General features: G+C 60.6%; 7 protein-coding genes. All 7 read right to left on the bottom strand.

All coding sequences use genetic code 11. The features are described from left to right. Window positions 1-58: 58 nt before the first annotated feature. The 7 genes from VC35_RS19915 to VC35_RS19945 all read right to left on the bottom strand — a co-directional run bounded on the left by VC35_RS19915 (window position 59) and on the right by VC35_RS19945 (window position 11959). Window positions 59-3085 carry a multidrug efflux RND transporter permease subunit gene (locus tag VC35_RS19915; protein ID WP_046042136.1) on the bottom strand — a complete coding sequence of 1009 codons (3027 nt, stop codon included), beginning with the start codon at window positions 3083-3085 and terminating at the stop codon, window positions 59-61. 13 nt (window positions 3086-3098) lie between these two features. Continuing rightward, window positions 3099-4247 (bottom strand): efflux RND transporter periplasmic adaptor subunit, encoded by a 1149-nt coding sequence (locus VC35_RS19920; protein ID WP_046042137.1) that lies wholly within the window; start codon window positions 4245-4247, stop codon window positions 3099-3101. A 197-nt stretch (window positions 4248-4444) separates the two neighbouring features. Beyond that, window positions 4445-5545 (bottom strand): DUF1513 domain-containing protein, encoded by a 1101-nt coding sequence (locus tag VC35_RS19925; protein WP_046042138.1) that lies wholly within the window; start codon window positions 5543-5545, stop codon window positions 4445-4447. Between the two features lie 14 nt (window positions 5546-5559). After that, the gene (locus VC35_RS19930) at window positions 5560-6624 is read right to left on the bottom strand and encodes an imelysin family protein (RefSeq protein WP_046042139.1); all 1065 of its coding nucleotides are present in this window, start codon (window positions 6622-6624) and stop codon (window positions 5560-5562) included. A 27-nt stretch (window positions 6625-6651) separates the two neighbouring features. Continuing rightward, a complete protein-coding gene (locus VC35_RS19935; protein WP_046042140.1) occupies window positions 6652-8079 on the bottom strand; it encodes a di-heme oxidoreductase family protein in 1428 nt (475 codons plus the stop codon). 293 nt (window positions 8080-8372) lie between these two features. Then, on the bottom strand, window positions 8373-9722 hold the full coding sequence (locus VC35_RS19940; protein WP_046042368.1) for an imelysin family protein: 1350 nt from the start codon (window positions 9720-9722) through the stop codon (window positions 8373-8375). 185 nt (window positions 9723-9907) lie between these two features. After that, the gene (locus tag VC35_RS19945) at window positions 9908-11959 is read right to left on the bottom strand and encodes a putative bifunctional diguanylate cyclase/phosphodiesterase (RefSeq protein WP_046042141.1); all 2052 of its coding nucleotides are present in this window, start codon (window positions 11957-11959) and stop codon (window positions 9908-9910) included. Window positions 11960-12307: the final 348 nt, after the last annotated feature.

Consider the following 12307-nt stretch of genomic DNA (forward strand, 5'->3'; position numbering starts at 1 on the left):
CCCCGCCTCCTACTCGATCCCGAATCCAAGTATCAACGCTCCCACAGGTTTTTCTGCATCAGGATTTATCCGGTTTAGCCAGAATCGTGTAGACGCAAGGCAACACAAACAGGGTGAACAACGTCCCGATCGACATGCCCGTTGCGATGACCGTGCCGATGTCGAACCGGCTGACCGCGCCAGCACCGCTGGCGATGATCAATGGCACCATGCCGAACACCATTGCCGCCGTGGTCATCAGGACCGGACGCAACCGGATGGCCGCCGCTTCCTCCACCGCTTCCCGTGCGGTCAGGCCCTTGTCCTTGCGTAGCTGGTTGGCGAACTCGACGATCAGGATGCCGTGCTTGCTGATCAGCCCGATCAAGGTCACCAGCCCGACCTGGGTATAGATGTTCATGCTCGACCAGCCCAGGAACAGCGGAATCAATGCGCCGCAGATAGACAACGGCACGGTGACCAGGATCACCAGCGGGTCGCGGAAGCTTTCGAACTGGGCCGCCAGCACCAGGAAAATGATCGCCAGCGCCAGGGCAAAGGTGACCCACAGGGCGCTGCCCTCCTGTACGTACTGCCTCGATGCGCCGGCGTAGTCGAAGGCAAAACCGGCGGGTGCCTCTTCCCGGGCGATCTGGTGCACGAGGTCGATGGCTTCCCCCATGCTCACCAGCGGTACGCCGGACAGTATGGCCGAGTTGAGTTGCTGGAACTGGTTCAGCTGTCTCGGTCGAGCACGGTCGGTGACGGTGATCAGGGTCGACAACGCCAACAGTTCGCCCTTGGTGTTTTTCACGTAGTAATTGTTCAGCCAGTCCGGATTGTCACGGAACGGCCGCTCGACCTGGGCAATGACCTTGTAGCTGCGACCTTCAATGGTGAAACGGTTGATCTCGCCTTCACCCAGCAGGGTCGCCAGGGTTCCCCCCAGATCCTGCATGGAAACCCCCATCTGCGCAGCCTTGGCGCGGTCGATATCCACCACCACTTCCGGCTTGTCGAAGGCCAGGTCAACGTGGACAAACGCAAACTTGCCGGATTCCTTCGCACGTTTTTTTACCCGTTCGACCACCTGTAGTAGCAATTCGTAATCTTTGGCAGAGTTGATAACGAACTGGAACGGCACACCTTCACCGGTGCCCGGCAGCGATGGCAGGTTGAAGCCGAAAATCTGCAACCCCGGGATCTTTTCCAGTTTGGCCTGCACCTCGGGCAAGATCGCCATTTGCGTGCGACTACGCTCGTTCCACGGCTTGAGCAGGAAACCGCCGATGCCTGATTGCACGCCGCTGAAACCGTTGATCTGGAATGACGAGTAGTACTCGGGAAACGCCTTGAAGATCGAGACGAACTCGTCGGTGTAGGTGTTCAGGTAGTCGAGGTTGGTCGGTTGCGGGGCGTTGGCAATCATGAAAATGATGCCCTGGTCCTCATCCGGCGCCAGTTCCGATTTGGTGAACTTGAGAAGGACCGGAATCAGGCACAACACGATCACGGCAAACACCAGTACCACCGGCCGGGTGTTGAGGGTGCCGTGAAGCAGGCTCTGGTAGCGGCGCTTGAGGCGTTCGAAAATCATGTCCAGGCGATGGGCCAGGCCGCTGGGATTCTCGTCGTGACGCAGCAGAAACGCACACATCATCGGCGACAGGGTCAGGGCGACGATACCGGAAATCACCACCGCGCCGGCCAGGGTCAGGGCGAACTCCTTGAATAGCGCCCCGGTCAGGCCGGTCAGGAAACCGATCGGTGCATACACCGCCGCCAGGGTGATGGTCATCGAGACCACCGGCATGGCGATTTCCCGGGCGCCTTCAATGGCGGCGTCGAGCGGTGTCTTGCCTTCCTCGATGTGGCGGTGAATGTTTTCCACCACCACGATGGCGTCGTCCACCACCAGGCCGATGGCCAATACCATCGCCAGCAGGGTGAGCAGGTTGATCGAGTATCCCATCATCTGCATGAAGAACATGACGCCGATCATCGACAGCGGGATGGTCACCACCGGGATCACCACCGACCGCAGGGCGCCAAGGAACAGGAACACCACCACGATCACGATCAGCACCGCTTCGAACAGGGTTTTCACCACTTCGTCGATCGAGGCCTGGATGAACAGGGTGGAGTCGTAGGCGATTTCACTCTTGAGGTTTGGCGGTAGCTGGGCCTCAAGTTCCGGCATGATCTTGCGCACTTCCTTGATCACTTCCAGCGGGTTGGCACCGGGCGTCGCCTTGATGCCTATGTACACCGACGGGGTGCCACCGAACGAGCTGATGGTGTCGTAGTTTTCCGCCCCCATTTCCACACGCGCCACATCGCGCAGCAATACACGGCTGTCGCCATCGACCTTGAGCGGAATCGCCCCGAAGGCTTCGGCGGACTTGAGTTCGGTATTGGCGTTGATACTGGTGACCACGTATTCGCCCTTCACCTCGCCGGCGGCCGAGAGGAAGTTGTACTGGCGCACCGCGTTGGTCACATCGCTGGCACTCAGGCCGAAACCCGCCAGCTTCATCGGGTCAAGCCACAGGCGCATGGCAAATACCTGGTTACCGAGGATCTCGGCTTCGGCCATGCCGGGCAAGGTCGCCAGTTTGGGCTGGATCACCCGTGACAGGTAATCGGTAATCTGCGGGTTGTTCAATTCCTTGCTGAAGTAACTGATGTACATCAGCACTGACGCATTGGCAGACTCTTTGCTCAGTACCGGATCTTCAGCGTCCTGGGGCAGTTGGTTCTTGACTTCGTTGGCCTTGGCCAGCAGTTCGGTAAACAGACGGTCACTATTGGAGCCGATGCGCGCGTAGATCGAGATCACCGAAAAGTTCTGGCGACTGACCGAGGTCATGTAGTCGATGCCCTCGGCGCTGGCCAGGCTTTGCTGCATCGGTTGGGTGATATAGCCCTGGATGGTCTCGGCGTTGGCCCCCGGGTAGGCGGTGGTCACCGTGATCAGGGCGTTTTCCATTTGCGGGTACTGGCGTAGCGGCAGCTTGCTCCAGGCCTGGAAGCCCAGCAGCACGATCAACAGGCTGACCACGGTAGCGAGAACCGGACGGCGGATGAACGGGTCGGTAAAAGCCATGGGAATTCCTTGATCAGTCCGCGCGTGGCGGGCTGTTCTGCCCGGCCAGGGTCTTGTCGTCGCTGATGGCAACGCGTGAGCCGTTATCCAGTTTGAGCTGGCCGGCGGTCACCACTTTCTCGCCGCTCTGCACGCCTTTGGTGATCATCACTTGCCCGTCGCGGCGTTCGCCGGTCTCGACAAAACGCCGTTCGGCGATCAGCACCGGTTGGCCCTTGTCGTCCTTTACCAGGCTGCCATCCTCGGCCTTCTTGGGTACGGCCACATACACCGAGTTGCCGTAGAGCGTGTAGGTAATCGCGCTTTCTGGCACCACGATGCGCGGCTGCGGGTCGGGCAGGAGCACCTGGAGGCTGGCGAACATGCCCGGCATCAACTTGCCATCGGGGTTGGCCAGGGTGGCGCGGACCTGCACGTTACGGGTGCTGTTCTCGACCTTAGGGTTGATTGCACTGATGGTGCCGGGGTACTCCAGGGTTGGATACGCCGCGACAACGACCTTCACTGGCTGGCCGAGCGCAATCTTCGGCACCGACTGCTCGGGCACGAAAAAGTCGACATACAGGCTACTGAGGTCTTGCAGGGTGGCGATCATGGTGCCGCTGGCCACATAGTCGCCGACGTCCACCTGACGAATGCCGATGGTGCCGCTGAACGGCGCGATGATACGTTTTTTCTCGAGCGCGGCCTTGAGCTGATTGACCGTGGCCCTGCTCTTTTTCAGGACCGCCGAGAGTCGGTCGAACTCGCCTTTGGAAATCGCCTGGCTGCCCACCAGCTGGCTGCCACGGTTGTAGTCCAGCTGGGCCAGTCCGAGGTCGGCCAGGGCGGTTTCGAGCAAGGCACTTTCCACCGCGCTGTCGAGCCGGACGATGGGTTGACCGGCCTTGACCTTCTGCCCTGACTCGAACTGGACATCGATGACGGTGCCATCGGTCTCCAGGCTCAGGTCCACGCCCTGCAATGCCTTGAGCGTGCCAACGGTAGGCAGGCGGGCTTGCCATGGGCGCTCGGTGGCGGTGGCCACGGCAACGCTGATGGCCGGTCTGGGCGCAGAGAAGCCTTGAACCATCGTGTAGATCGAGAAGGCTTTGTACGCGGCCAGGACCAGCACAATCAGTAGAACAACACCCAACATGATCAGCATGCGGCGACGCAGCATATCCAGTTCCTTGGAGAAAATCAGGTGAGACAGCGGGGCACATTACCGGGAGTGTAGAGGGTAATCCAACTGCCGTTTTTACAGGTTGTGAGGTATTAGAGGGGTGAAAGCCTGAAAAGATTCGCCGCCTCGGGTCGCGCCTGCGGGGTGTACGTCATCCCGCAGGCGCGGCTCAAAGCGGCGATTTTTTCAATGATTCAGGCCATCAGATGCAGATGGTTGTCCCAGAGCCCTGCGGGTAGCTCCAGTGGTTTTGCGACGAGGTTTGTCTGGCGGCAGTCGTAGTAGCGGCAGCGTCCCTGGCCCGAGGTCACGACAAAACCATCGGCCACGGCGCCGACCCCGGCGCAATCGGGCAGTGGCGCGTCCAGGCGTACCTCACCGCTGTCCAGGTCCCAGATGAAAAAGCGGTTGCCCCGTGGTGCCGTCAACGCCACCAGGCGCAAGTCGCTGTGTACCGCGACGCTGGCGGTGTAGTGCCCCATGGCCTGCAATTGGTGCTCGGGCACCGGGAACGCGACGAAGGGCTGACCGGGCCGCTTGATCGCCAGCAACTCTGACGACTCATGGGCCGCGCCCATGAACTGCTGGCTGGCGACGATGGTGCCGTCGCTGGCGATGGCCAGATGGCGCACGCTGTTCATTTGCTGGGCTAGGGTTTCCTTGCTCAACAGGGTGCCGTCGCGGTGCATCAGGACCAGGCTCGGTTCCATGGCGTTGAGGTTCATCTCCACCCGGCTTTCGGCCTCGGTGCGAATCCCGCCGTTGGCCACCACCAGGGTTTCGCCATCGGGCATCCACGACACTTGGTGCGGACCGAGGCCGTGGGTGGAAATCTCACCGCTGTGCACCAGCCGTTCGCCTTCGAACCTATACACGCCGAGCAGGCCGCGACCCGGGTCGGTAGTGTCGTTTTCGGTGGCGTACAGCCAGTCGCCGCTGTGGTGAATAACCGCGTGTCCGTAGAAGTGTCGGTTCGGCTGCGACACCACGGTTTGCAAGAGCGTGCCGTCGCGCAGGTCGATCAGGTAGCTCTCGGTGCCCGGACGGCGAGCGACGAACAGTGCAATCGGGAGTGTCGGGTGGTTGATGATGTCGTGGCAACGCTGGCCAACCCGGGTGGCGAACACCTGGGTACCATCCAGACGATAACCGACGGCGTAATGCTGGCCGTCGGTATCGTCCCGTGCCGAAAGCAACAACGGACTCTGGTCCTTTTGCCTGAACAGCTTCCAGCCGCCCAGCGTCACTGCACCCAGCAGCAAACTACCTAATGTCAGAACCTGGCGTCGCAGCATGGAACTGGCCCTCATCAGTCACCGTCGTTGGCGTTGAAGCCCAGTTGGATGCCCAATGCCTTGGCCAGATCGGCCTCGTGCAGGCGATGGACGACGTTGAGGCTGTCATACAGCTCGTTGAGTTGCTGGCGGCCGGCCTCGTCATTGAGCATGTCGGTCAGCGAACGCTGGTTGCCGGCAAACAGTTTCAGCGAGGCGGCATAGGCCGCATCGATCTTGTCGGCCAACGGCTTCTGCTGGCTCGGCAACAGGCCGCGCAGGCCTTTGTTGTCCACACCTTCCCAGACGGTCCTGGCGGCCGCGAGGCTGGCTTCCAGGCTGGTCAGGGACGCCTGGCTGCGCCATGCATCGGCCTGGAACGGTTGCGGCACGCCCTTGGTCTGGCGGCCCATCGGCGTGCCGAGTTTTTTCTTCAGGGTGTCGATGGCGGTGACTTGCACGCGCAGCAGATCGGCGATCGCTTCGTGGGAGTCCGCATAACGCTGGTTCGGGAATTTGCTCATTTGCGCGAGCATGCCGTCGGTGTTGTTCCAAGTTTGCAGAATCTCTTCGGCCAATTGCTTCTGGCGTTCGCCGATGGCGATCAGCAGCGGGCAGTATTTGCTCTTCTGCTCAGCGTTGGCCACGTCAGGCTTGCTGTCGAACAGAATGTATTCGTACGCCGAGAGCCCCTGTACCACAACGCTGGACTTGGCCAGGGCGGCGGCATCGATTTGCGGTTGGGCGGTGACCAGTTGCTCGACCTGACGGCCGACCAGGTTTTTCTTGTCCGGCCAGAATTGCACTTGCCACGAACGGTTGCCTTCGGCCAATGGCCCGATCAGCAGCGGTTGTAACTCGGCCCAGGCTTTTTGCGCGTGCAGGAAGTCGGCACGGGCGGTTTCCAGGTTTTCCTTGCCTTCGCAGTAAGCGAGGGCGCTGACCGCCAATTGACGGTCTGCTTCAACCCAGCGGGTGTAGGTCGGCAGGATCACCGACTTGGCGATAGCCGCCGACGTGACCGCTTGCGGGTCCTGGGGCGAACAGGCGCCCAGGGCGAGTGCGGCAAGGCTGGTGAACAACAATTTGGGACGGAACATGTCGGGCTCCCGCGAGTGGAATGCGTGTTAAAGGGAATTCAGGAACGCCAGCAGCGCAGCGCGTTGCTCGGCATTGAAAGACAAAACCTGTTGCTGCGCCGCAGTCGCCTCGCCGCCATGCCAGAGCACGGCCTCGAGCAGGTTGCGGGCGCGGCCGTCGTGCAGGAACTGGGTGTGGCCGCTGACCGCCTGTGTCAGGCCGATGCCCCACAACGGCGGGGTACGCCACTGGCGGCCGCTGGCCTGGAATTCGCTACGGTTGTCGGCCAGGCCGTCACCCATGTCATGCAACAGCAGATCGCTGTACGGGCGAATCACTTGATTGGCCAGTTCAGGTTCGGCGGCGTTGGCGGCGGTGGTGTATTTCGGTGTGTGACAGGATTGGCAACCGGCCTGATAAAACAAAGTCTTGCCGGCCAGCACTTCTGGCGCGTTGACGTTACGGCGGGCCGGTACGGCGAGGTTACGGCTGTAGAACAGCACCAGGCGCAGGATGTTGTCGCTGACTTCCGGCTCGCCATTGGGGCCGTTGCCACTGGGCGCCTGTTTACAGGCCGTTTGCGCGTCCGTGCAGTCATCAAAGGGTCTAAGGCTGGTCGTGAGCCCCATGTCACCCGAAAACGCGTGGACATTCTGCTGATTTAGGTTCGGTTGTCCGGCTTTCCAGCCAAATCGCCCCAGGACGGTCTTTTGCTGGGCATCATCCCAGACTCGGTTCGGTTGTCCGCTGATGCCTTTGTTCGCCTTGGCCTGTGCCTCGGCGTTGGCCAGGATTGCCTCTTCGGGGATCGCTTCGAGCAGACCCAGGCCAATCATCGGTGGCGCCACGCGGGCCGAGAAACGGGTGTCGGGGTGCATCGGGCCGTAGCCCAGTTGGGTGATGTTCAGGCTCGGTTTGCGCAGTTCGACTTCTGTGCCGTCCTTGAAGCGAACCGGCACGGCGGTGTAGTCGACCCGTACTTTACCTTCGGGGGCTACGCCGGGTACGGCCATGTCCTGGAACTGACCGCCGTAGACGGGCTCCGGCACCACGCCGAGCTGTTCGATGACCTTGGCATACGCCGGGGCGTCGGGAATCGACAGGCGTACCAGCATCGACACGGCGTTCACATCGTTGGGAGTCGGCGGATGGCCGCGGCCGTCCTTGATGTGGCAGCCCTGGCAGGCATTGGTGTTGAACAGCGGGCCGAGGCCATCGCGAGCGGTCGTCGTCGATGGCGCGATCACCCAAGGGCTGCGGAAGAAGCTGTTGCCGACACTGAAATCCACACGCCGTGACGGCGGCAGATTCGCCGACGGCATGGAAAACGCGTTCTGATCGGTCTTGCGCACTGTCGCACTGCCGCCGGAGCGGGCTTCACCGGGTTCGGCCTGGGTGAATTTCGGGGCGTCATCGCAGGCACTCAGGCCCAGGGCCAGAAACAGTGCGGACAAGCGAAGAGGCAGCGAGGGCATCAGACATCCTGCAAGACGAGCAAAACAAGGGCGCAAAGTCTAACAGGGGATGGGAATTTGAATAAGAGGAATTATCGTTCGCTTGATGTGGGACAGGGTTTTCACTTGAGACCGCGGCGCAGCCATCGCGGGCAAGCCACGCTCCCACAGGGATTGGAGGTGTACACAGTGACAGTGAACGCCAGAGAACCTGTGGGAGCGGGCTTGCCCGCGATGAGGCCACCAGCATCACCCTAAAAACCGATGTAAAAAAGGCGACCCGAAGGTCGCCTTTTTCATTCAGCCAGCGTTGATCAGAATTCGTGATCAGCGTTGTCCGGGTTCAGGTCGTTGATGCCCAGTTTGCCAGCGGCGGCTTCGATCGAACCGGTCTGCTTGACCAGGGACGCGATGGCGTCACGGACGATCTGATTGCCCGCGGTGTTGCCGGCAGCGATCAACTGGTCGTAGTGCTCACCCTTGTTGGCGTGATCAACCATGAGCTGGATCTTGGCTTCGGTGGCGGCCAGGTCGTCTTTGAGCGCGGTGTCGGCAGTCGGGTCGGCTTTGGCCACCAGGGACGACAGGCTGGCGCCGGTCATTTTGGTGCCGTCGACGCGAGTGTATTCGCCCAGGTACACGTTACGAATGCCCTTGGCATCGTAGAAGTGCGAGTTGTGGGTGTTGTCGCTGAAGCAATCCTGTTCGTCTTCCGGGGAGTTGGCTTCCAGGGAAACCTTCATGCGCTCGCCCGCCAGTTCGCCCAGGGACAGACTACCCATGCCGAACAGCATTTTGCGCAGGCCGGATTCAGCCGGTTCTGCTTCCAGGGTAGCGCGGTAGTTGTCGGCCACGTTCGGCTTCCAGTTACCGACCATTTCTTCCAGGTCGCTGACCAGCAGCTGAGTCACGGACTTCAGGTAGGCACGACGACGATCGTTGTGACCGCCGGTAGCGCCTTTGCCTTCCAGGTAGTCCGAAGCCGGACGGTTGCCAGCACCTGGGCCGGTACCGTTCAGGTCCTGGCCCCAGAGCAGGAATTCGATGGCGTGGTAGCCGGTGGCGACGTTGGCCTCGGAACCGCCCAGCTCGTTCAGGCTGGCGAGTTTTTCCGGGGTGATGTCTTTGACATCGACCTTGTCTTCGCCGATCTGGACTTCGGTGTTGGCGATGATGTTGGCAGTGGCACCCGGGTTGCCCAGGGCGTGTTCGTAGGATTTGTCGACATAGTCGATCAGGCCTTCGTCCAGCGGCCAGGAGTTCAGCTGACCTTCCCAGTCGTCAACGATGGTGTTGCCGAAGCGGAACACTTCACTCTGCAGGTAAGGTACGCGAGCGGCAACCCAGGCAGCCTTGGCGGCTTTCAGGGTGTCGGCGTTCGGCTTGGCGAGGAAGGCGTCGACGGCGGTTTGCAGGGTCTTCGCGGTGGATTCGGCATCGCTGTAGACGGCGAACACGATGTCGGCGTAATGGGCGACAACGGCTTTGGCAGCGGCTTCGTCGACTTTACCGGCAGCGGCAGGCACAGCGGCTGGAGCAGCCGGGGCAGCCGCAGTGCTGGCAGCTGGCGCGGCAGCTTTTTCTTGGTCTTTACCTTCGCCGCAACCGGCGAGGGAAATAGCGATGGCCAACAGACTGGCGGTAGCCAGAGGCATACGAATCATGGCGAACATCCTGCTTCGATAGAGGTGGAGTCGTGCAATGCACACGCAAAACTGCGACATAATGCAAATCTTTCGCATTATGTGTAAAGGGTTGTACCTGTAAATATTTCTTATTCAGCGAATGGTTTGCTGCAAATCAAGGGATCGCTCGAGCGGCTGAACGCCGCCGTGCGGTTCTTGACGATTCAGAGGATGGCCGCATTACTGCGTTGGGCCTGCTTGAGGTAAACGCCCAGCTCCCGTGCCGGCAAAGGCTTGCTGTAGTGATAGCCCTGACCTTCGTGGCAGCCTTCGGAAATGATGTAGGCCTCTTGCTCGGCGGTTTCCACACCTTCGGCAATCACCTGCATGCCCAGGCTCTTGCCCAGTTGGATGATGGCGCGAACGATGGTCGCATCGTCGTCGTCATCGAGCAGGTCCTGTACGAAGCTCTTGTCGATCTTGATCTTGTCCAGCGGCAGGCTCTTGAGATAGCTCAAGGACGAATAGCCGGTTCCGAAGTCGTCGATGGCGATCAGCGCGCCGGAGCGGCGCAGGCTGAGCAAGTGCTGGGCCGCGGTGCTGATGTCTTCCATCAGGCCGGTTTCGGTGACTTCCAGCTCCAGGCTGCGCGGTGGCAGGCGGTACATCTGCAGCAGATTGTTGACCACCCGTGGCAGTTCGGCGTGGTGCAATTGAACCGTAGACAGGTTCACCGCCATGCGCAGGTCGGAGAAGCCCTGGTCGTGCCACTCGCGCAGTTGTTTGCAGGCCTGGTCCAGCACCCATTCGCCGATGGCAATGATGGTACCGTTCTGTTCGGCCAGCGGGATGAACAGGTCCGGCGGCACCAGACCGTGCTCGGGGTGTTGCCAGCGAATCAGGGCTTCGACGCCCACAACGCGGTTGTCGCGATAGCTGATCTGCGGTTGATAGACGAGGTAGAACTGATTACGGATCAGTGCATCGCGCAGGTCTTTTTCCAGCTCGCGGCGGCGACGCATTTCGGTGTCGACGCTGGCGATATAGAACTGATAGCGGTTGCGCGAACGGGTCTTGGCCAGCGTCATGGTCTGCTCGGCCTTCTGCAGCAATTTCTCGGTGCTGTTGCCATCCTCGGGGAACAGGGTGATGCCGATGGTGGCGCGCAGGCGTATCTCCTGATGGTCGAGGGCAAACGCCGCTTCCAGGTCATCGAGAATGCTTTGCGCCAGCTCGGCGGCTTCGTAGGGCTGCTCGATATCGGCCTGGACCAGGGCGAACTGGTCGCCACCGAGGCGGGCGAGGGCGCCGAGGCGACCGCTATGACCGCGTAGGCGATCGGCCAGGGCCAGTAGCAACTGGTCGCCGGTCTGGTAGCTGAACTGCTCGTTGATGCCCTTGAAGTCATCGAGACCGACACACAGCACCGCGACCCGGCGCTGTAACTTGCCGGCGTCGATTAGGATCTTGTCCAGTTGCTGCTGCAATTGCTGCCGGTTCGGCAGCCCCGTCAGGAAATCGTACTGGGACATGCGCACCAGGCTGTTTTCCGCTTCGTGGCGCAGATGGGTATTGCGTTCGATGGATTCGAGCAACTGGTTGGCGGTGTTGATCCAGATGCCCAGTTCGTTGTTCTCGTGCCCCTTGAGCAGCGGGATCTTGTGCTCGCTGGGACGATCCGGATTGATTTCCGTGAGGTGCTCGATGATCCGCGACAGCGGCTTGGTCAGCAGCCAGTGGTAGACCAGATACAACACCAGCCCCATGGCGAGTGCGCGCAGGACGCCCGAGATGAAGATGATCACCGAGCTGACAATGAATCCTTGGCCGTAGTTGGCGGTATCGAGAGTGATGCTCAGGTCGCCGTAATACTCGCTGTAGGGCCCGCGGCCGACCAGCTGGGTGGTGAAGGTGCGTTCCTTGCCAAGAATCAGGTCGGTCAGCCAGCGACTGTTGGAGTGCTGCAATTCGCGGGTTTTTTGCGCGAGCATGGCTTCGTTGGGATGGCCGATGGAGGCCTGGCGTACGGCTTCGTCCTGAAACAGGCCTTCGATCACCTGCATGCCCATTTCCCGGTCCAGGCTATAGACGGCCTGGGTCGAAGGGTCGCGAAACATGTCGAGGATGCGTTCGGCATCGCTGGCGACGGCCTGGCGTGTTTTATAGGCATCGAACACAATCTGCGCGCAGCTCAAGACCACGCCGACGATCAATGCCGACAGGAGTACGACCCGGAGCAACTTCACCGACAAGCTGTTCTTGAGTTCCAGCTTCAAAGGGTTATTCCTTGTTCCGTGCGGGTAGCATCAAGTTGCCATGAGTATTGGCAATCCCGTGATGGCAGTCAAAGGGACAATCATCCTCGGGGGATTTTGCCTGCTGCTTGGCCGATTTGCAGTTGTCCTGGCGAGTTAGCCTATTAGTACTGTGTCGGTTGTCGAGTCCTTCAACTTGAGGGGCGGGGGTGGAGATATTTTCCTTTTGTTGATGTTAGTCGTCCGCGGCGGGGGAGCAAGGGCCGCAAGGCTTGTTTCATCGTCGGAAAATGCCTTGGATTCGGTAGGTTGTTTTGGAATTTCAACGGAGAGGGACATATCCATTTCTTCGGTAACGGCGGCTTATGG

Origin of the sequence: Pseudomonas fluorescens (assembly GCF_000967965.1) — a bacterium.
In the GTDB taxonomy this organism is placed as follows: Bacteria; Pseudomonadota; Gammaproteobacteria; order Pseudomonadales; family Pseudomonadaceae; genus Aquipseudomonas; species Aquipseudomonas grandcourensis.

Excerpts from the sequence above, each read along its gene's own strand:
- VC35_RS19915 (WP_046042136.1), bottom strand. The coding sequence starts at position 3,085 with ATGGCTTTTACCGACCCGTTCATCCGCCGTCCGGTTCTCGCTACCGTG.
- VC35_RS19920 (WP_046042137.1), bottom strand. The coding sequence starts at position 4,247 with ATGCTGCGTCGCCGCATGCTGATCATGTTGGGTGTTGTTCTACTGATT.
- VC35_RS19925 (WP_046042138.1), bottom strand. The coding sequence starts at position 5,545 with ATGCTGCGACGCCAGGTTCTGACATTAGGTAGTTTGCTGCTGGGTGCA.
- VC35_RS19930 (WP_046042139.1), bottom strand. The coding sequence starts at position 6,624 with ATGTTCCGTCCCAAATTGTTGTTCACCAGCCTTGCCGCACTCGCCCTG.
- VC35_RS19935 (WP_046042140.1), bottom strand. The coding sequence starts at position 8,079 with ATGCCCTCGCTGCCTCTTCGCTTGTCCGCACTGTTTCTGGCCCTGGGC.
- VC35_RS19940 (WP_046042368.1), bottom strand. The coding sequence starts at position 9,722 with ATGATTCGTATGCCTCTGGCTACCGCCAGTCTGTTGGCCATCGCTATT.